Genomic DNA, 20,801 nt, shown 5'->3' on the forward strand with positions numbered 1-20,801 from the left:
ACAATAAGGAAAACCGCCATGCGCCGCCCGCTGTTCCAACCCACCCTGCTCCGTCAGGTGCTCGCCCTCGGCGCGGTGCTGCTCGCCACCGGCCCTGCCACCGCCAGCACCGCCTGGGTCTCGAACGAGAAAGACAACAGCCTGAGCCTGATCGACATGCAGAGCCTGGAAGTGGTGGAAACCCTGCCGGTGGGCCAGCGTCCGCGGGGTTTGCTGCTGTCCCACGACAATCGCCTGCTGTACATCTGCGCCAGCGATTCGGACCGGGTCCAGGTGATGGACGTCGCCACCCGCAAGATCATCAAGGAACTACCATCCGGCAAGGACCCGGAGCAGTTTGCCCTGCACCCCAACGACCGCTGGCTCTACGTCTCCAACGAAGACGATGCCCTGGTGACCGTCATCGATACCCAGACCTCCGAGGTGCTGGGCCAGATCGGCGTCGGTGTCGAGCCCGAGGGCATGGCCGTCAGCCCCGACGGCAAGTGGACGGTCAATACCAGTGAAACCACCAACATGCTGCACTGGATCGACACCAGCACCCAGACCCTGGCCGACAGCACCCTGGTGGATCAGCGACCACGCTTCGTCGAGTTCAATCGCGACGGCAGCCAGCTCTGGGCCTCGGCGGAGATCGGCGGCACCGTGACGATTCTCGATGTCGCCACGCGCAAGGTACTCAAGACTCTGACCTTCCAGATCAAGGGCGTTCACCCGGACAAGGTCCAGCCGGTGGGCATCAAGCTCAGCGCCGACGGCCAGTTGGCCTTCGTCGCCCTGGGCCCGGCCAACCATGTGGCGGTGATCGACGCGAAGACCTTCGAAGTCCTGGATTACCTGCTGGTGGGCCGCCGGGTCTGGCAACTGGCATTTACCCCGGACCAGCAACAGTTGCTGGCCACCAATGGCGTCAGCGGCGATGTCTCGGTGATCGATGTGCAGAGCCGCAAGGTGCTCAAGTCAGTAAAAGTCGGGCGCTACCCCTGGGGTGTGGTGGTGACGCCATGAACGCCCTGGAGGTCAGCGATCTGAGCTTTGCCTACGGGCCTCGCGAAGCCCTCAAGCAGATGAGTTTCAGCCTCGCCGCCGGGCGCTTCGCCGCACTGCTGGGCCCCAACGGCGCCGGCAAATCGACGCTGATCGCCCTGCTCACGCGCCTCTACGATGTGCAGCATGGCGAGATCCGTGTCGGCGGCCATTCCTTGCAGCATTCGCCACGGCCGGCCCTGCAACAGTTGGGCGTGGTGTTCCAGCAGAGCACCCTGGACCTGGACTTGAGTGTCGAACAGAACCTGCGCTATCACCTCGCCTTGCACGGTTTGTCGCGGCGCGAAGGGATGGCCCGAATCGACGCCGAGCTGGCTCGGCAGCAGTTGACCGAGCGACGCCATGAACGGGTCCGAGCGCTCAACGGAGGGCATCGTCGCCGGGTGGAAATCGCCCGGGCGCTGTTGCACGAACCTCGCCTGTTGCTGCTGGACGAACCCAGCGTCGGCCTAGACCCGGCCAGCCGCCAGGCCCTGGGCCGGCACATTCGCCAACTGTGTGACGAGCAGGGCATCAGCGTGCTCTGGACCACCCACCTGCTGGATGAAGTACAACCTTGCGATGATCTGCTGATCGTGCACCAGGGCCGCCTGGTCGCCAGCGGCCGTGCCGAGGCCGTGAGCCAGGAACATGGCGGTACCTTGGGTTCGGCCTTCACCCGCTTGACCACCTCGGGAGCCCAGGCATGAACGCGTATTGGCAATGTTTCAGCGGCATCGTCATGCGCGAATGGCTGCGCTTCGTATTGCAGCGCACACGGCTACTGAGCGCCCTGGTACGCCCATTGTTGTGGCTGCTGGTGTTCGCCGCCGGTTTTCGCGCGGCACTGGGCATCGCGATCATTGCGCCCTACGACACCTACATTCCCTACGAGGTGTACATCGTGCCTGGCCTGGCCTGCATGATCCTGCTGTTCAACGGCATGCAGGGTTCGCTCTCGATGGTCTACGATCGGGAAATGGGCAGCATGCGGGTGCTGCTGACCAGTCCCCTGCCCCGGGCTTTCCTGCTCGCGAGCAAATTGCTGGCGACGTCGTTGATCTCGTTGCTGCAGGTCTACGCCTTCCTCGCCATCGCCTGGCTGTATGGCGTCCAGCCGCCGGCCATGGGTTTGTTACTGGCGCTGCCGGCGCTGTTACTGGTGGCGCTGATGCTCAGTGCCCTGGGCTTGCTGTTGTCCAACGCGATCCGGCAACTGGAGAACTTCGCCGGGGTGATGAACTTCGTGATCTTCCCGATGTTCTTCCTGTCCTCGGCGCTGTATCCGCTGTGGAAGATGCTCGAAGCCAGCCCCTGGCTGTACTGGTTGTGTGCGGTGAACCCGTTCACCCATGGGGTGGAACTGGTGCGCTATGCCTTGTATGGACAGTTCAACCTGCTGGCGATGACGGTGTGCATGGGGTTGACCCTGGTGTTCGCCCTGCTGGCGGTGTGGACCTTCAACCCGCAGCATGCGGCGCTGCGCAAGGCCGGTTGATCCAAACCGATACAGATCCCGTTGAAGGAAAACATCCCCCTGTGGGAGCCGAGCTTGCTCGCGATGACGGCGGCACAGTCACCATCGCGGCAAGCTGATCCACCGCCATCGCGAGCAAGCTCGGCTCCCACAGGGTTCGCGGGTGTACAGACCATTGTGCAAAGGCCAGAAATTACGACTTTAGTACTGCTTTCCCTGTCCATGGTCGCATTCCCAAGACCGCGACCCTGTCATGTAATGGACGCATAACAATAAGGACCAATCCTATGCTCCGTTTACTGACGGTCGTCCTGCTGGCCCTGTCGTTGAATGTCGCGCTGGCCGACACGGCGCTGTTTTCCCCCCAGGGCTATCGCATCGACCGGTATCGCAGCCCCACCCCCGACGCAGTGGAAGGCGCCCGGACGGTCGATACCCCGGCGTTGCAGCAATTGCTCGAACAGACCCCCACCCCGGTGTTGATCGACGTCTACCGTCGGCCCTGGGTCCAGGGACGCTTCATCGACAACGAGCCCCACACCAATCTCCCCGGCAGTCTCTGGCTGGCCAATACCGGCGACGGCGAGCTCGACCCGACCTGGCAGGATTACTTCGCTCACCACCTGCGCCAGGCCACCGCCGGGCGTGCGGATCAACCGTTGGTCTTTTATTGCCGCTCCGATTGCTGGCTGAGCTGGAACGCGGTAAAACGCGCCGCAGCCATGGGCTATAAGCATTTGTATTGGTATCGCGACGGCGTCGATGCATGGGAGGCTGCCCACCTGCCCCTGCAAGCGGCGCAGCCTGAACCCTTTCCCTGATCTTGAACGTGCGTGCAACTGCTCCAGCCCCAACACAATAACGAGGTGAATGGCCATGTATAAAATCCTGATAGCCGACGATCACCCACTGTTTCGCGAAGCCATCCATAACGTCATCAGCGACGGTTTTCCGGGCAGCGAGGTCATGGAAACCGCCGACCTGGACAGCGCCCTGGCCCTGACCGCCGAGCACGACGACCTGGACCTGATCCTGCTGGACCTGAACATGCCCGGCATGCACGGCCTCAATGGCCTGATCAACCTGCGCAACGAGGCCCCGACCATTCCCGTGGTGATCGTCTCCGCCGAACAGGACAAACAGATTGTCCTGCAGGCCATTACCTACGGCGCGGTGGGGTTCATCACCAAATCCTCGCCGCGCTCGCAGATGACCGACGCCATCGAGCAGATCCTCAACGGCAACGTGTACCTGCCACCGGACATCATCCGTACCCAGAAGAACCCGGTCGGCCGGCGCCTGAACGAAACCCCGGCCTTCCCGCCCGAACTGCTCCAGGCCCTGACCCGCAAGCAACTGCTGGTGCTCGAGCGCATGACCAAGGGCGAATCGAACAAACAGATCGCCTACACCCTCGACATCGCCGAAACCACGGTCAAGGCCCACGTCTCGGCGATTCTGCGCAAACTCAATGTGCACAACCGGGTGCAGGCGATTCTCAGTGCGGGGGATATCGATTTCGGGGCGTATCTGCGGCGTTGATGTTCTGCGCCCTTGCGGGGAGAAACTTTGTGGGAGCAAGGCTTGCCCGCGATGAAGGCCAAGTGTTCTTCCTGACACTCCAGCGCCTGCATCGCGAGCAAGCTTTGCTCCCACAGTTGCTTTGCCACAAAAAGTGTTCGGCTCAGGGACGGTTGGATTGGGCCAGCAAATGACTCATCGCAATCTTCAGCTTCATCGGCCGCACCGGCTTGTGCATCAGGGTGTGCCCACGCTCGCGGATCTGTTGCTTGAGTTCGTTGCTGTAGTTGGCGGTGATCAGCATCGCCGGGATCGCTGAACTGCGGCTGGCGTTGATCCGGGCCACGGCGTCGACGCCGTTCTGGTCGTTGTCCAGATGATAGTCGGCGATCAACAGGTCCACCTCGGCGTGGTCGCTGCCCACCTGACGCGCCAGGTCCTGCTCCGACAGCGCGGTGATGACCCGACAGCCCCAGCCTTCCAGCAACGTGCGCATGCCTGCACAGATCGCCGCGTCGTTATCCAGCACCCAGATCCGCGCCCCGCGCAAGCGCTCGAGCATCGGCTCGCTCATGTCCACGCACGGCACCGGCTTGGGCGCGGAGGCGCTCAACGGCACGTCGATGGCGAACATCGACCCCTTGCCCGGCCACGACCGTACATGAATCCGGTGACCGAGGATCCCGGCGATCTTCTCGACAATCGCCAGGCCCAGGCCCAACCCACGGTCCTGATCCGGACGCTGTACATCGCCGCGCTTGAACTCCTGGAAAATTTCTTCCAGGCGCTCCTCGGCAATACCGATGCCGGAGTCCCAGACCTGGATCGACACCCGCTCACCGTGGCGTCGGCACCCCAGCACCACGCGGCCGCTGGGGGTGTAGCGAATGGCATTGCTCAGCAGGTTGCGCAGAATCCGGGCGAGTAATTGCATGTCACTACGCACCAGCACCGAACACGGCACGAAGCGCAGCGCCAACCCCTCGCTGCGGGCAACCTGGGCGTACTCGGCGGCGAGGTTGTCGAGCAGTTCGCTGAGGGCGAACGGCGCGATGTCCGCCTTGATCACCCCGGCATCGAGCTTGGAGATGTCCACCAGAGTACCCAGCAGGTTCTCCACGTCCTGCAAGGAATTGCTGACGTTGCGCACCAGATGCGCATTCGCCACCGGCTCACGCCGTTCGAGCAAGGCGCTGGTGAACAGTCGCGCGGCGTTGAGCGGTTGCAGCAGATCGTGGCTGACCGCCGCCAGGAACTTGGTCTTCGACAGGTTGGCCTGCTCGGCCTCGCGCTTGGCTTCACGCAGGCGCAGTTCCACGCGGCTGCGCTCATCAATCTCGCGCAACAACTGTTCGTTGAGCGTCGTCAGTTCAGCCGTGCGCTCCTGGACCCGCTGTTCCAGGTTCTGGTAGGCCTGGTGCAGCGCCTCGGCGGTGCGGCGCCGTTCGGTGATGTCGCGGATCAGCACGAAAATCCCCACCACCTCGCCATTGGCCAGGCGGTTCGGCACGTAGGAACGCAACATGTAGCGTTCCTGGTTGTTGATGTTGGTTTCGGCGAATTCGAACGTCACGCTCTCCCCGGCGAGCGCCCGGGCCACGTAGGCTTCCAGGCGCTGGTAATGCTGCTCGCTGTGGGCTTCGCGCAGGCTCTGGCCGAGCATCACGCCACGGGGCCAGCAATACCACTGTTCGTAGACCTTGTTGGTGAATTCATAGACCAGGTCGGCATTGACGTAGGCGATCAGCGCCGGCACATGGTCGGTGATCAGGCGGATCCAGCGCTCGCTTTCGCTCAACGCCTCGGCATGCTGGTAGCGCTCGGTAATGTCGGTGAAAGTGTTGACGTAGCCACCGGTGGGCAGCGGATGGGTGCGGATTTCCAGGACCCGGCCATCGGAGAGGCGCTGCTCGCGCTCATGAATCAATCGACCATTGCTGTCGCGGCTGGCCGGGGTCAACAGTTGCAGTTCGCTGTCGGCAATCACTTCGTTGAACGGCCGGTGTGCCGCCACCGGGGCCAGGCCGCTGAGTTCCAGGAAGCGCCGGTTCCACAACTCCAGCACGCCCTGGGCATTGACCATCGCCACGCCCTGGGAGAGGTTGTCCACCGCACGCTGCAACAGGTGGGATTTCTGCGCGATGGCCTGCTCGCGGCGCACGGTTTCACTGAGTTTCACGTCGGTGATGTCGGTGAACAGGATCACCCGGCCACCCTCCTGGGTCGGCCGCTCGCTGACCTGCAACCAGCGGCCGTTCTGCAGCCGGTACAGCACATGTTCATCGTCCTGGCCGCGGTTTTCTTCGCTGAACAAGCCGTTGGCGGTCATCAGGCGCTTGACCTCGCCCAGGCGCATCCCGGCCATGATACGCACCCGACTGTGGGCCCAGAACGCCTTGAAGCGGCTGTTGAACAGGACGATGCGCTGTTGTGCGTCGAACAGCACGAACGCATCGGAAATACTCTCGATGGCATCGATCAGGTGCCGATGGGCCGTTTCCGCCCGCAACCGCGCCTCACCGAGCAGATGATTGCCGGCCTTGAGCTCGGCCATGGCCTGGTTCAGCGCATCGGTGCGCTCGCGCACCTGCTCGGCCAGCACCACTGAATGCTGGAACGCCGCATACGGGTCACTGCCCCGGGTCACGCCGGATTCCACCCGCTCGATCAGCGCGGCGTTGATACGCTGCAACTTGTGATTTTCGTGTTGCAGTCCGGCAATCTGCGCCTGCAGATCAGCGATGACCGGGGACGCGATGTCGGGCAATGGCAACTCCGGTAAAGGTCTGGTTGATGTGCATGCCATTGAACTGTTCTCCGTAGGTGTTGAAACCCATCACCCGTTGTTTGCGCAGGAACTGGCCGATCTGCTCCAGGCCGCCACGACCTTCCAGCTCCAGGCGCCTGAGGAAGCAGTCGCAGCCGATGGTCAGCAACAGATCGCCGAGCCGCGCCTGTAAGCCGTCAAAGAGGTTTTCCAGGTTGTTCAGCAAGGGGCCCGGAGTCATGGCCGTGAGGACGATGCCGTTCTCCACCGCGCAGTAGAAACTCAGGCTCATGTCCGAGTGCACCTGTTGGACGGCCCGCACGTAATACTGGTCGTTGATGCGTACCGCCAGCGGATGGGCGGCAAACACCCTGTAGTCGAGGGCGCTCACTGGCACGCCGATATGCCGGGCGTATTCCTCCGCGGCGGGTTCGGCGTTGAGTTCGTAGACCCGGCGCGAAGCGCTGTCGGCACCGGTCACCACCAGTTTTTCTTCCCGGGGCAGGATGTGATGGGTGGTGAAGACCTCGAATTCCAGCCAGGTATTGATCAACACCACCACGGCCGCGCCGCTGTGGAACTGGCCCTCGAAGTACACATGGGTGTGGGTCAGATAATTGTCGTCCCCGGCCGAGCCACCAAAATGCGGGATGTCTCCCAGGGCAGCGCTCAGCGCCGCCAACACCATCTCTTCGCGGCTGGAGAGGCCGTCGAGCAGGGTCAGTGCGAAACTGTGGCCCTTGATCGGGGCCAGAGCATTGCTGCGGCAGCCGCTCGCCAGTCGCTCGACCATCTGCTGGGCGTCGATCAGGCTGAAGTCGCCCATTTCACCGATCAGCTCGGCAGCAATGGAAAAATGCCGGTGATCGAAGCCCACCGCCGTCACGCAGTTACGGCCATAACCCTGGGCGGTGATTTCCCCTGCACTGGTGCAACCCACCAGGCGAATCCCACCGAAGCTCTGCGACAATGCCTGGCCGAGGGCCGGCAGATCGTATTCGGCGGAACAGAAAAACAGCACGAAGCCCAGGTACGGATGCAGCAACTGCCGCGCCAGTTCCTGGGCCACTTGCTCGACATCCGTTGCCTGGGACATCGCGCTTACCACGCCTTCGCTCTGGGCCTGCTGCATCTTCGCCTCCGTGACAGGAGCCTTGAGTGTACGAAGCCGCGCCGGGCCCACGAATGCTACTTGGGTAGCGGGTGTGCGCTTCCATGGGATGAGAACGGTGGCGGCCCGGGCCGCGATGCGCACGGCTGGGGCCACCACAAACTCTCGAACACCGAATCCCTTTGTGGCGAGGGGATTCACTTCTTACCAGGTCAACACAGCCCCCACTGCAAACGTGTCGGTGTCTTCATTTTGGGCGCTGGTGTCGTGGCCGTTGATTTCGAACTGGTTGTACTCGGCCACGAGCTTGAGGTTGTCGTTGATGTCATGGAACAGCGCAATGCCGCGGGTTTCGTAGTCGGCGCCGCTGCCCACCACGCCGTTGCCATCGTCATCGGTCTTGCCGTAGGACAGCGCCAGGCGGTTCTTGCCCAGCTTGTAGGAGCCTTGCAGCAGATAGCCCTTGCTGTCGACGTTGCGCAACGTCGCTTCGCCGGCGTTGTTGGTGAAGAACGGGTTGATGCCCTTGGCCGTGAACCCGGAGCCGGTGAGCGACAGGCCGCCCATCTTCGCCTGCACGCCATAACCCAGACCTTTGGAGGTCACCGATTCGACGGTGGAGTCGGTGTTGTCAGAGGTCTGGTAGCTGCCGTTGAGCCAGCTGTAGATCTTTGCGCCGCCGAGGTCGAACTGGTAAGTGATCTCGCTCTCGGTGCGCGGGTTTTCCTGGTAGGCCTTGCCGGTGGCGCTGTTGTCGTTGGTGTCCACCGGGTCCATGATCCCCACCGCCACCCGCAGCCCGTCCATGACCGGGGTGCGATAGGTGATCTGCGAGGTCGGGAACGGATAGGGGTAGCCGCTGCCAATGTTGCCGAACGACACGCCACCGCCGTCCACCAGTCCCAGGGTGTCGCTGACCTGACCGTAGCCGGCGAGCAATTCGTCGAGCAGGATGTTGGAGCGGGCGAACAGGCCGAAGTCCTTGCCGATCAACACCTCGCCCCACTCCGGGTTGGCGACGGTGCCGTAGAACTGGCGCACGTCGATGGCAGTGTCGGTGCCGTTGGTTTCGCTGTCGTTGATAGTCACCCAGAACGAGGTGCGAGCGCCGAGCTTGAGGTCATCGACCTGCTTGCTCATGTTGAAGCCCAGATAGTTTGGCAGGAAACCCATCTTGACCCGCGCCTGGCGCCGGTCGTATTGGTCCCCTGCCCGGTCCACGTCGCTGTTGACGTAGAAGGCGTTGATGTAGCCGTCGGTGGAAAAGGTGGTCTGGTCCTTGTCGTACAGCATGATTTCAGCCTGGGCCCAAGGCGTCAGGCCGAGGGTCGAGAGGCTGGCGATGACCGCAGGCATAAAACGGCGACGGGTATTCTTATTGTTGTGCATGGCGCGCTCCGCAACAGGGGACGGGATGTCGGAGGCGATTATCGAAAGGCTGCGGGCCCCGCCATACGCTGCCTTGGAGGCAATTGGCGGGTGCTTTGGAAGCGCCGGCCCGGCGCGGCAGTTTGGGTGTACGACTGCACTGCCGGCGGACGCGGTACTTTGGGTGTGGGCTGGCACATCTACTTGTGGCGAGGGGATTTATCCCCGCTGGGCTGCAAAGCAGCCCCCCATTCTGTCTGGCATACCGAGTTGTCGGGTTTTAGGGCTGCTCCGCAGCCCAGCGGGGATAAATCCCCTCGCCACAAAGGCCTCCTTGCTTCAGTTCAGAACCTCGGCTTGACGGTCTTCCAGTCCGGTCGGTAGCGCTGCATCTGCCGCACATCGTCGCGCTGGCGAATGCCGCAGCGCAGGAACTGTTCATGCAACATGCCCAGTTGGTCCCGGTCCAGCTCCAGCCCGAGTCCCGGTGCCCGGGTGATTTTCACGCAGCCATCGACAATCGGCAGCTTGCCCCCCTTGATCACCTCCTCATCCGGCTCTTGCCATGGGTAATGGGTGTCGCAGGCATAGTCCAGGTTCGGCACCGCGGCGGCCACGTGGGCCATGGCCATGAGGCTGATGCCCAGGTGCGAGTTCGAATGCATCGACACGCCGAGGCCAAAGGTGTCGCACATTTTCGCCAGCGCCTGGGTGTCCCGCAGGCCGCCCCAGTAATGGTGGTCGGCCAACACGATCTGCACGCTGTTCAGCGCTACGCTGCGGCGAAACTCGTCGAAATCGGTGACCACCATGTTGGTCGCCAACGGCAGGCCGGTGCGCTTGTGCAGCTCGGACATGCCCTCCAGCCCCGGCGTCGGGTCTTCGTAATACTGCAGGTCATCGCCCAGCAGCTCGGCCATGCGAATGGAGGTTTCCAGCGACCAGTTGGCATTCGGGTCGATGCGCAACGGGTAGCCGGGAAACGCCTGTTTCAGCGCCTTGATGCACGCCACTTCATGCTCCGGCTCCAGTGCGCCAGCCTTGAGCTTGATGCTCTTGAAACCGTAGTCGGTGATCATGCGCCGGGCCTGGGCGACGATCTGCTGTTCAGTCAGCGCCTCGCCCCAGCTGTCCGGCGGATACGGCGAATCGATGTGCTCGGCGTACTTGAAAAACAGGTACGCACTGAACGGTATTTCCTCGCGAATCGCGCCGCCCAGCAGATCCACCAACGGCACGTTCAGGTAATGGGCCTGAAGGTCCAGGCAAGCCACTTCAAATGCCGAGTAGGCGTTGCTCACGGCCTTGCTCGCATGGGAGCCCGGCGCCAGTTCGGCGCCGGCGACACTGGCGGGCCGTTGCGCGGCGACGGTGGCCTGGACGATGGCCCGCAACTGGTTGAGGTTGAACGGGTCCAGGCCGATCAACTGGTCCTGCAGTTGCTGCTGGATCGCCAGGGCCGGGGCATCGCCGTAGCTCTCGCCCAAACCGATGTAGCCGTTGTCACTCTCGATCTCGATGATCGAGCGCAGCGCAAATGGCTCATGGATGCCGCTGGCGTTGAGCAATGGTGGATCGCGAAAGGCAATGGGGGTGACGGTGACGCGTTTGATCTTCATACAGCGGCTCCCGATGGGCCAGGGTTCAAGGCTCGGTGGTTTTCCTGCGGACGGGCCTGCGCGGGGGTTTCGCGCTTGCCGGACAATGAGCTGGGCGTGTCACGCCCCGGCGAAGTGCGGGCGAAAAAGATCACCACGGCGGCGATCAGTGAGGTAATCGCCAGGCCGTACAGGCCGCCCTCGATGGAGCCGGTGGTCTGCTCCAGGAAGCCGAATGCCGTCGGTGCAACGAAGCCGCCGAGGTTGCCGATGGAGTTGATCAAGGCAATCACCGCCGCCGCGATGCGGGCGTCCAGGTAACCCTGGGGAATCGGCCAGAACAACGCCGACGCCGCCTTGAAACCAATGGCCGCGAAACAGATGGCGACGAAGGCGAAGATTGGCCCGCCGGTGGTGGACATGAACATGCCGAACGCCGCGATCACCAGGGTCGCCGCGACCCACGCCTGCTGGAATTTCCATTTGCCGGCCAGGGCTGCAAAGCCGTACATCGCCACGATGGAAATGATCCACGGGATGGAGTTGAGCAAACCGACCTGGAAATCCCCCAGGCTACCCATTTTCCTGATCATGCTCGGCAGCCAGAACGTGGCGCCATAGATCGTCAGGGCGATAGAGAAATAGATGAAACAGAACAGCGCGATCTGCCGGTCGGCGAGCAGCTTGAACATCGATGGCTTGACCACCTGCGCGGCTTCCCGGGCCCGCTGTTCTTCGGCAATCGTCGCGGTCAACACGGCTTTCTCTTCGGCGGTCAACCATTTGGCCTGGTTGGGGTGCGATTGCAGCCAGAACCAGACAAACCCGCACAGCACGATAGAGGCAAAACCTTCGATCAGGAACATCCACTGCCAGCCATGCAGGCCCATGCCGCTGACATTCAACAGCGCACCTGACACCGGCCCGGAAATCACCGAAGCGATGGCCGAACCGCTGAGGAAGATCGCCATCGCCTTGCCGCGCTCGTTGGCCGGCAACCATTGAGTGAAGTAGTAGATGATGCCGGGAAAGAACCCCGCCTCCGCTGCGCCGAGAATGAAGCGCAGCACGTAGAAACTGGTTTCGCCGCGCACGAAGGCCATGGCCATCGCCGCCGCGCCCCAGGTGAACATGATCCGCGTCAGCCAGGCCCGGGCGCCGTAGCGTTGCAGGAGCATGTTGGACGGTACTTCGAACAGCGCGTAGCCAACGAAGAACAGCCCGGCGCCAAGGCCATAGGCGGCGGCACCAATACCCAGGTCGGTTTCCAGGTGGCTGCGTACGAAACCGATGTTGACCCGGTCGATGTAGTTGACGATGAACATCACCACCACCAGGGGCAGTACATGACGTTTGACCTTGGCCGCGGCGCGCGCCAGGGTACTGTCATCGGTGGAGTCCGGTACGTTGTTCAAGGGGAGCCTCCCAATCGTTGTTTTTGTGGGGAACGGCTCGATGATGGACGGCGTGTATTGTTCCCGTCTAATCTAACTTGGCACTTGATTGATACCTGGATTGAATCAATGTTTGAACTGGCCCAGCTGCGCTGCTTTACCACCGTCGCAACGGAACTCAATTTCCGCCGCGCCGCCGAACGGTTGAACATGACCCAGCCGCCCTTGAGCCGGCAGATCCAACTGCTGGAGCATCACCTGGGCGTCGAGCTGTTCACCCGCAGCACCCGCAGCGTTGCCCTCACCGCCGCCGGCCGGGCTTTTTTCATCGAGGCGCAGAACCTGCTGGAGCAGGCGCAACAAGCCGCCACGGCCGCCCGGCGCTTCGCCCAGGGCGACATCGGCTCGGTCACCATCAGCTTCGTCGGCAGTGCGGTGTACGAGTTCCTGCCCAAGGTCATTGCCGAAGCACGGCTGAAACAGCCCCAAGTGAAAATCGTCCTGTCGGAAATGAACACCTACCAACAGCATGAAGCCTTGCGCGCGCGGCGTATCGACCTGGGCATCGTCCGCTCGCCGCTGCTGGAAACCGGCTACGCCACCGAATGCCTGGTGCGCGAGCCCTTTGTCCTGGCGGTGCCTGCAAGTCATCCGCTGGCCCGTGCCGAATCCGTCAGCGTCCAGGACCTCGATAGCGAGCCGTTTCTGATGTATTCCCACTCCGCCTACCCACCCTTCAACGAATTGCTCACCGGCATGCTCCGCTCGGCCCGGGTCGCGCCGCAATTCGTGCAATGGCTGGGCTCATCACTGACGATCCTGGCGCTGGTCAACGCCGGCATGGGCCTGGCGCTGGTGCCGCGCTGTGCCACCAGCGTGGTGTTCAAGCAGGTGGTGTTCCGGGAAATCGATCTGGGCGAAGGGGTACAGAGCGAGTTGCATCTGGTGTGGCACGAAGACAATGACAACCCGGCGTTCACCATGTTACTGGAAGGGATTCGGGGGGCGGTTCGGGGGTGATTTCTGAAGCATAAGTGAATCGCCTGCCAGACAGGCTCAGATAACCTGCCCCAACTGAATAAAGAGACCAAATACCGCCTGAAAGTCTTATATAAAACTGTCAAACCTGACAGTTCTCTATTCAATAAAAATAAAAAACAATCACGTCTCCGCCCCCTTCGGAGAACGCGAAATGCGAAACCACACTTGTACTGAACAGAGCTTTAAAAATTATCGTCCTGACGACTTAATCTTCATTGAAGGTAAGGACGGTTCAAGTAAAAAAGTTTACTTCAAATTTGTTTTTGCTGGACGACTTAGCTATAAAGATATGAATTCCAATGAGTACTCAGTTGAAGTTTCAGAATTATCTGACACCTATCAAATCAGTTAACTTCCTGTCAGAAGCCAGGGGGTTCATCTATTCATTTCAGAGCCTGATTGAAACTATCAGGCTCTTTTTTTACGTTCCACGCACACGGTCAATAAAGGAACATCCGCCCTTACGGTCCAACGGGTCGTTCCTGAGTGCCTCTGCACAACCCAGCAGGAGCATGCTCCCTCTCCACAAGGCCTGCGAACGATGCGCACGCTTTGCCACGACCCACACCTTCGCTATCCTCACGCTCAAAACAGTTGTACGATGACAGACGAGCACATTCCAAAGCGCTCACACTATTCCTCATGCCTACAACAACAAGGAAACACCCATGAAGAAAGCGACATTGGTCATCAGCTTCCTGTGCCTGTTCAGCGGCTACGCAGCCACGGCCGTTGCTTCGGCCGAGCAAGACGTGGCCCAGGCCGTCGACCACCTGACCCAGGCCATGCTGCACAAGGACATTCCCCAGCTTCAGGCCTTGGCTGCCGAGAACCTCACCTACGGTCACTCCAGCGGCAACATCCAGGACAAGAAAGCTTTCATCGCCGACATCGAAACCGGCAAGAGCGCGTTCAAGACCCTGGAAATGAAGAATCAGAAAATCACCCTGTCAGGTGACACCGCCCTGGTGCGCAACCATTTCTCGGCCCAGGCGATCAAGGGCACCGACATCGTGCCGACTGAAATCGAGAACTTTCAGATCTGGCAGAAGCAGAAGAATGGCAAGTGGCTGCTGATCGGGCGGCAGGCGTTCAAGTTCTAATCACCTCCACAGGGTCTGTCAGTAGACAGTGATCTTGCGGTCAACCCAGGACCCAATGTGGGAGCGAGCCTGCTCGCGATGGCGTCAGTCCAGTGACTACCGCTATCGCGAGCAGGCTCGCTCCCACAGGGATTGCCCTTAGCCGCCAGCCCACTGCTCCCGATGCTGCAACAGGAAATCGACGAAGGCGCGAACCCGTTGGGGCATGTAGCGGCCATGGGGATAGAGCAAGGTGAAGGGACGTGAGCGACCACTGAATGGCTGCAGCACTTCCACCAGGTCTCCGTCCGCCAGTTCCTGCTCGACGATGAAGCGGTAGGTCTGGAACAGTCCCGCGCCATGCTTGGCCAGCGTCACCCCCCCCAGCACATCGTCCGAACAGCAATAGTTACCCTGACCGAATACCTCCCGCTCCTTGCCGTCGACATTGAACAGCCAGGAAATTCGCCGGCCGCTGCTGGGCAACTCGAACTGAATGCATTCGTGATCGTCCAGGTCTTCGAGGGTGCGCGGCGTGCCGACCCTGCGCAGATAGTCCGGCGCCGCGACCACCACCAGCTTCGCATCCTCCAGCAAGCGTGCAATCAGAGAAGAGTCTGGCTGGGCGCGGACCCGAATCGCCAGGTCATAGCCCTCGGCGACGAAGTCGATATTCCGGTTGCTCAGGTGCACGTCCACGCTGACTTGCGGGTACAGCGCGCGGAATGCCGGCAGCAAGGGCAGGATCCGGTGATGACCATAGGTCGTGGGCAGGCTGATGCGCAGTTGCCCGGACGGCATCGATTGCGCCCCCATCATCTCCTGTTGCGCCTCCACCAGTTGGGTCAACGCCTGCCGGCACTGCTCGAAATAGGTCTTGCCGGCGTCGGTCAGGCGGATGCTGCGGGTGGTGCGTACGAACAGGCGCGAACCCAGGCGTTCCTCCAGGCGAAAAATCGAACGGCTCACCGCCGCCGGGGTCACGCCTGCCACCTGGGCCGCTGCCGTGAAGCTGCCCGCTTCGGCTGCCAGGCAAAACAGTTCTATGCTGCCCAACTGCAGGTCTTCGAAATGTCGCTTCATAATTCGTTACACCGTGTATCAACTGAAGATCGTAGAGGTCTATTTATCAGCCCGTGGCGTATAAATACAGTGGCTTCGGTCGCGCTGGGAAACCTGCGCGCCTTCTCTCAACCAGCAGGAGTGCAACATGCCTTTCGTCAATGTGCGTATCACCCGCGATGGCGTCACCCGCGAACAGAAAGCCCAGGTGATCTCGGAGATCACTGAAACCCTCCAGCGTGTACTGGGCAAGGATCCGCACCTGACCCATATCGTGATCGAGGAAGTCGATACGGATAACTGGGGTTATGCGGGCATGACAACCACGCAATACCGAAGTCTTCCCAAGGAGTGAGGATCTGCTTTCATCGAGCCCGGCTGATTGACCGGGCTTTTTTGTGCCTGTCGGCCCTATTTCCCCCTGTGGGAGCGAGCCTGCTCGCGATAGCGGTGTGTCAGCTGAAAATTGTTCTACTGACAGACCGCTATCGCGAGCAGGCTCGCTCCCACAAGGGGCTTGGGTTGAATGAGAGATTAATTACATCAAGTATCAACTCAAGTACCGCCCGCCCCGTTTATCAATCTCCAGCGCATCAATACCCTGATCTCAACCAGCGCCCCTACCGGCGCAGCGGTTCAACTCAACGATCAGGAGTCACATCATGAGTCTCAACAAAACCGTCATCATCACCGGTGCCTCCAGCGGCATCGGCCTGGGTCTGGTCAAGGCGTTTCTGGACCGGGGTTATAACGTGGTCGGCAATGCCCGTTCCCGCGCGGGGCTGGACGACGCCGCCGGGCGGTTCGATCATTCGGCCCGTTTCATCGGTGTGGCCGGCGATATCGCCGCCCCTGCCACGTCGACCCAGCTCATCGCCAAAGCCATCGAAGCGTTCGGCGCCGTTGATGGGCTGGTGAACAATGCCGGGTTCTTCCTGCCCAAACCCTTCATCGAATACAGCCCCCAAGACCTGGAGTCGTTGCTGGACACCAACCTCAAGGGACTGGTCTACGCCAGCCAGGCGGCCGCCGCGCACATGATCGGTCGCCGGCAGGGCTTCATCATCAACATTTCCGCCGCTGTGGCCCTGCAGCCGAATATCCAGGTGCCAGCCGCACTGCCGGTGTTGATCAAGGGCGGCGTCAACCAGATGACCCGGGCCCTGGCCCTCGAGCTGTCGCCGCACAACATCAAGGTCAACGCCGTCGCGCCCGGGATCATCGATACGCCGATGCATGACCCGGCCCATCGCGAATTCCTCAACCACCTGGCCCCGGCCGGCCGCGTGGGCACCATAGGGGAAATCGCCGAGGCCGTGCTGTATCTGGCGAGCGCCGACTTTACGACCGGCGCGGTACTGCCGGTGGATGGCGGGATGAGCACGGGTAAGTGGTAGGCATCGCCACAGCCCCATTGTGGGAGCGAGCCTGCTCACGATGGCGGTGTGTCAGATGGAAATTATTGACTGACAGACCGCTATCGCGAGCAAGCTCGCTCCCACAGGGAGTGCACTTGCTTTAGAGGGTATAGGAAATGCCCGCCTGCACCGTTCGCGGTGCGCCCGGGTAGGCGTAGACGTTGCCGAAGGCGCCTTCCTCGTAATCGGCGTCGAACAGGTTCTTCAGGTCCAGGTTCAGGCGGATCCGTTCGTTGACCTTGTAGTAGCCGAGCAGGTCGACGACGGTATAGCTGTCCATCGAGAACGCATTCGCCGCGGTCTGGCCGGCCCGCTCATCCACGTATCTGACCCCCGCTCCCAGGCCCAGCCCCTTGAGGCCACCGTCCTGGAACTCGTAGACGTTCAACAGACTGAAGGTGTTCTTCGGCACGTTGAGCAGGCGGGTGCCGCTGGGGATACTGGTGTCCTTGGTCACCTCGGCATCGACATAAGCATAGCCGCCGATCATGCGCCACTCCGGTGTCAGGTTGCCCGCCACGTTCAGGTCGAAGCCACGGCTGCGCACTTCGCCTGCCGCCACACTGAAAGTCGAATCCACTGGATCGGTGGTAAGTACGTTGCGTTTTTCGATCTGGTAGATGGCGGCATCGACACTCAGCTGACGATCCAGCGCTTCCCACTTCACGCCCATCTCATAGGACTTGCCCTCTTCCGGCTTGAATCCGCCACCCTGACGGCTGGCACCGGTGTTGGGCTTGAAAGAACGGGCAGTGTTCGCGTAAACGGCCACTGTGTCAGTCAGGTCGTAAATCACCCCGACCCGCGGCGTTACCGCGCTGTCATTCTTGTCCCAGTTCCTGCCATTGGGCACGAAGGTCTCGTACTCATGTTCAAAGCGCTCGAAACGCGCCCCCGCCAACAGCTTCAGGCGCTCGGTGAGCGCCACCTGATCCTGGACGAACACACCGAATGTCTTGAGGTTCTCCTGGTCGTCGGTGGGGGTACGTGTCAGGGCCGGACGAGGCTGACCATACACCGGATCGAAGATATCGATCGGGTAGGCACCCGCCCCGGCGGCGGAACGCTGAATGATCGACTGATAGTCGTAGTCTTCGTACTCGACCCCGGTCAACAACGTGTGCTCGAACCCGCCGGTTGAAAAGTGCCCGGTGAGGTTGAGCTGCGTGTCCCGGTCGGTCCATTCCAGTTTGCGGTAATTGAAGTTACGGCCCAGGGTGCGGCCGTCGGCGGCGATGCCGTTGCCTTCCACCGCGTTGCCCTGCAAGGTGCCGTCGAGCCACTGGGTGCCACCGGCCAGGGTCCAGTCGTCGTTGAGCATGTGCTCGAAACGCAGCTGCGCCATGTTGTTGTCGTTGTGCAATTTGCCGGCGTCTTTTTCGCCGAAGAAGGTATCCCGGGAGGCCGTGCCACGCTGGCCAGCGTAATGCGTCAGGCCACGGTCCAGCGGATGGTTGTTGCGCATGAAGTCGCCTTCGAACGTCAGGCGGGTGGTGTCGTTGACCTGCCAGCTCAGCACCGGCGCGACGCCATAACGCTCGGTCTCGACATGGTCGCGGAAGGTGTCGCCACCCTCACCGATCACGTTCAGGCGATAGGCCAGGCGCCCCTCCTCATCCAACGGCCCGGATGCATCCAGCGTGCCGCGACGCATGCCCTGGTCGTTGAGCTGGCTGCCCAGGGTCACCGTGCGCTCGGCCAGCGGTTGCTTGGACACCACGTTGAATGTGCCGCCTGGATCGCCACGGCCGTACAGCATGGTCGCCGGGCCGCGCAGCACTTCAAGCCGCTCGATGGTATTGGCGTCGGGCATGTTCGGGTAGCCACGGTTGATCGGGAAACCGTTGCGATAGAACTCTCCGGTGGTGAAACCGCGCACCGTGAACGTGGTCAGGCCCTGGCCGCCGAAGTTGTTGGCCCGCCCCACGCCACCCGCGTAATCGAGGGCATCCTGCAGGCGTGTAGCGCCGAGGTCTTCCACCACGTCGCGGGACACTACGCTGATGGATTGCGGGGTTTCATGAATGGCGGTGTCGGTGCGCGTGGCGCTGGCCGAACGGGTGGCGTGATAGCCGTTGACGGGCCCCTGCGCGGTTTCAGTGTCCGAAAGCCCCACGATGTCCGTGGCCTGCAACTCCAGCGGCGCCGGGTCCGGGGCGATGGGCTCATCTGCCCAGGTGGAAACGGAATAAGCCTGGAGCACACACAGTGAAACGAGAATCCGACGCATCGAAACACAACCTTAATGGAAAAACCGACCGTCTCCGGACAGTCGACAAGAATGTGTCGCGAAAGATACAGCAACTCATTCCTGTTTGATACAAATTACCATTAGCATTCCGCAGTCTGCGCTCACCATCGCCACTCGAGCGCCATCAAATCAAGGATCAACAACAAAGCACTCTGTGGGAGCAAAGCTTGCTCGCGATGGCGACAGACTCGCCAACATTGTTACCGACTGAGATTTCCAATCGCGAGCAAGCTTTGCTCCCACAGAATCATGCATTCCTACCAACTCTCACAGAGCTTCATTTCTCTGTTCAGCCAGCGACGCCTCTTCGATCCGACGGAAAAACGTCTGCGCACGAACATCCTGAACGAACGCCACGTTCAGCCGCAGCCAGTCGCACGTCTCCCCAGCCGGCATGAAACTGGCGCCCTGTGAGAGCTGGACCTGCGCTTCACGAGCGATCTGCAGCACTTGCTCGCTCTCCACATATCGGGGCCTGGCCCACACGAACAGGCCTCCGGTCGGCTCGGCGAAGACCTCCCAATGCGCCTGGTCAAGTTGGCGCAGCGTACTCGCCATCTGCTTGTTCAAACGCTGACGCAGGCGTTGCAGCAACTTGCGATAAGCGCCATTGGCGAGCAGTGTCGCCACGACATTTTCCGCCAACAGCGAGCAGCCGATGCCGGTCACCATCTTGACCTCGGCCAGCCGGTGGATGACGTCGGGCTGGGCGACGACGTAACCGATGCGCAGCGAACTGGACAACGTCTTGGAAAAGCTCGCCAGGTAGATCACCCGGTCCAGGCCATCCAGAGTCGCCAGGCGGGACGTCGGCCCATTCTGGAAGTCGGCGTAGATGTCGTCTTCGATGAGGCGGAAATCGTGCTGGTTGGCCAGTTGCAGCAGTCGATACGCGACGCTCGGCGCGAGGCTGGTGCCGGTGGGGTTCTGGTACATGCTGTTGATGAAAAAGTAGGTGGGTTTGTGCTGTTCGAGCAAGTGCTCCAGGCTCTCGATATCCGGGCCTTGGGGACCTCTCGGCACCGCCACGGTCCTGACCCCGTGCAACCTCAGCAAATTGAACAGGTTGTAGTAACCAGGGCTTTCCACCAGGACCAGGTCGCCGGGCTTGAGCAGCGTGCGCACCAGCAGGTCGAGGCCATGACTGGCGCCTTGGGTGGTGAGGATCTGCGCAAGATCGGTGTGTATGTCGATCAGGCCCAGGCGTTTCTGGATGTGCTGGCGCAGATGAACAGAGCCCAGGGGCGTGCTGTAGTTGAACAGTGCCTGATTGTCGCTGCGCACCACCTGGCGGATCGCCTGACCCAGATCGGCGTCGTCGCGCCAGGTGTCGGGCAGCCAGCCGCAGCCGAGCTTGAGCTGCGTCGATTCGTTGTCGAATAAAGTCCATGCCCCCTCACCCGTTTCAACATCCGTTTCCAGGGGCCGAGACACCTGGTGCGCGACGAAGAAACCCGATCCATGCCGGGACTCCAACACCCCGCTGGCAACCAGTTGGTCATAGGCCTTGATCACGCACGACAGGCTGACGTCGTTTTCCTGGGCCAGTTGCCGGATGGAAGGCATTCGGGCACCGGGGCGGATGCGATGGCTGCTGATCCAGCCCACGAGCTGAGTCATCAATTGCCGGGTCACGGGTTCGACGGCATTTCGGTCGATGTTCAGGTCCATGCTGGGTGCTCTTG

Annotated in this window: 17 protein-coding genes; 9 read left to right on the top strand and 8 right to left on the bottom strand. The window is 61.5% G+C overall.

Annotated features, from left to right (window positions below):
- The first annotated feature begins 18 nt into the window (after positions 1–18).
- The 5 genes from ACODTO_RS12580 to ACODTO_RS12600 all read left to right on the top strand — a co-directional run bounded on the left by ACODTO_RS12580 (position 19) and on the right by ACODTO_RS12600 (position 4,045).
- On the top strand, positions 19–1,008 hold the full coding sequence (locus tag ACODTO_RS12580; protein ID WP_489106520.1) for a YVTN family beta-propeller repeat protein: 990 nt from the start codon (positions 19–21) through the stop codon (positions 1,006–1,008).
- Positions 1,005–1,736, top strand: a complete 732-nt coding sequence (locus ACODTO_RS12585; RefSeq protein ID WP_139643268.1) for an ABC transporter ATP-binding protein — start codon at positions 1,005–1,007, stop codon at positions 1,734–1,736. The genes ACODTO_RS12580 and ACODTO_RS12585 overlap by 4 nt, the downstream gene beginning before the upstream one ends.
- Entirely contained in the window at positions 1,733–2,524 is a 792-nt protein-coding gene (locus ACODTO_RS12590) for an ABC transporter permease (protein ID WP_139643272.1), read from the top strand. The genes ACODTO_RS12585 and ACODTO_RS12590 overlap by 4 nt, the downstream gene beginning before the upstream one ends.
- 266 nt (positions 2,525–2,790) lie before the next feature.
- The gene (locus ACODTO_RS12595; RefSeq protein WP_139643276.1) at positions 2,791–3,324 is read left to right on the top strand and encodes a PQQ-dependent catabolism-associated CXXCW motif protein; all 534 of its coding nucleotides are present in this window, start codon (positions 2,791–2,793) and stop codon (positions 3,322–3,324) included.
- Between the two features lie 55 nt (positions 3,325–3,379).
- Positions 3,380–4,045, top strand: a complete 666-nt coding sequence (locus ACODTO_RS12600) for a response regulator transcription factor (RefSeq protein WP_041021386.1) — start codon at positions 3,380–3,382, stop codon at positions 4,043–4,045.
- Positions 4,046–4,187: 142 nt separating this feature from the next.
- Here the strand turns inward: ACODTO_RS12600 and nahK are convergent, their stop codons facing one another.
- From nahK to ACODTO_RS12625, 5 genes are all read right to left on the bottom strand, one after another.
- Positions 4,188–6,830 (bottom strand): hybrid sensor histidine kinase/response regulator NahK/ErcS', encoded by a 2,643-nt coding sequence (gene nahK / locus ACODTO_RS12605; RefSeq protein WP_139643280.1) that lies wholly within the window; start codon positions 6,828–6,830, stop codon positions 4,188–4,190.
- Positions 6,760–7,923, bottom strand: a complete 1,164-nt coding sequence (nosP, locus tag ACODTO_RS12610; protein WP_175386350.1) for a nitric oxide-sensing protein NosP — start codon at positions 7,921–7,923, stop codon at positions 6,760–6,762. Before nosP ends, nahK begins: the two co-directional genes overlap by 71 nt.
- A 183-nt stretch (positions 7,924–8,106) precedes the next feature.
- Positions 8,107–9,291 (bottom strand): porin, encoded by a 1,185-nt coding sequence (locus tag ACODTO_RS12615; protein ID WP_464709045.1) that lies wholly within the window; start codon positions 9,289–9,291, stop codon positions 8,107–8,109.
- A gap of 323 nt (positions 9,292–9,614) precedes the next feature.
- Positions 9,615–10,889 carry a glucarate dehydratase family protein gene (locus ACODTO_RS12620; RefSeq protein WP_175363597.1) on the bottom strand — a complete coding sequence of 425 codons (1,275 nt, stop codon included), beginning with the start codon at positions 10,887–10,889 and terminating at the stop codon, positions 9,615–9,617.
- Positions 10,886–12,283 (bottom strand): MFS transporter, encoded by a 1,398-nt coding sequence (locus tag ACODTO_RS12625; protein WP_139643290.1) that lies wholly within the window; start codon positions 12,281–12,283, stop codon positions 10,886–10,888. The genes ACODTO_RS12620 and ACODTO_RS12625 overlap by 4 nt, the downstream gene beginning before the upstream one ends.
- 108 nt (positions 12,284–12,391) lie before the next feature.
- Between ACODTO_RS12625 and ACODTO_RS12630 the strand changes: the two genes are divergently transcribed.
- Both ACODTO_RS12630 and ACODTO_RS12635 read left to right on the top strand, forming a co-directional pair.
- Positions 12,392–13,282: a LysR family transcriptional regulator gene (locus ACODTO_RS12630; protein WP_489106521.1), complete on the top strand. Its 891-nt coding sequence runs from the start codon at positions 12,392–12,394 to the stop codon at positions 13,280–13,282.
- A gap of 689 nt (positions 13,283–13,971) precedes the next feature.
- Positions 13,972–14,406, top strand: a complete 435-nt coding sequence (locus ACODTO_RS12635) for a nuclear transport factor 2 family protein (protein WP_139643294.1) — start codon at positions 13,972–13,974, stop codon at positions 14,404–14,406.
- Positions 14,407–14,544: 138 nt separating this feature from the next.
- Here the strand turns inward: ACODTO_RS12635 and ACODTO_RS12640 are convergent, their stop codons facing one another.
- Entirely contained in the window at positions 14,545–15,468 is a 924-nt protein-coding gene (locus ACODTO_RS12640) for a LysR family transcriptional regulator (RefSeq protein WP_139643297.1), read from the bottom strand.
- A gap of 127 nt (positions 15,469–15,595) precedes the next feature.
- Between ACODTO_RS12640 and ACODTO_RS12645 the strand changes: the two genes are divergently transcribed.
- Both ACODTO_RS12645 and ACODTO_RS12650 read left to right on the top strand, forming a co-directional pair.
- Complete coding sequence (locus tag ACODTO_RS12645; RefSeq protein ID WP_003202537.1) at positions 15,596–15,802, top strand: tautomerase family protein; 207 nt, start codon at positions 15,596–15,598, stop codon at positions 15,800–15,802.
- A gap of 307 nt (positions 15,803–16,109) precedes the next feature.
- Positions 16,110–16,844, top strand: coding sequence for an SDR family NAD(P)-dependent oxidoreductase (locus ACODTO_RS12650; RefSeq protein ID WP_489106522.1), 735 nt, complete (start codon positions 16,110–16,112; stop codon positions 16,842–16,844).
- A 121-nt stretch (positions 16,845–16,965) separates the two neighbouring features.
- On the opposite strand, the gene ACODTO_RS12655 is transcribed toward ACODTO_RS12650, so the two are convergent.
- Positions 16,966–19,095 carry a TonB-dependent siderophore receptor gene (locus tag ACODTO_RS12655; RefSeq protein ID WP_175386356.1) on the bottom strand — a complete coding sequence of 710 codons (2,130 nt, stop codon included), beginning with the start codon at positions 19,093–19,095 and terminating at the stop codon, positions 16,966–16,968.
- Between the two features lie 288 nt (positions 19,096–19,383).
- On the bottom strand, positions 19,384–20,787 hold the full coding sequence (locus ACODTO_RS12660) for an aminotransferase-like domain-containing protein (protein WP_139643305.1): 1,404 nt from the start codon (positions 20,785–20,787) through the stop codon (positions 19,384–19,386).
- Positions 20,788–20,801: the final 14 nt, after the last annotated feature.

The sequence above is a fragment of the Pseudomonas sp. FG13 genome, assembly GCF_057809755.1.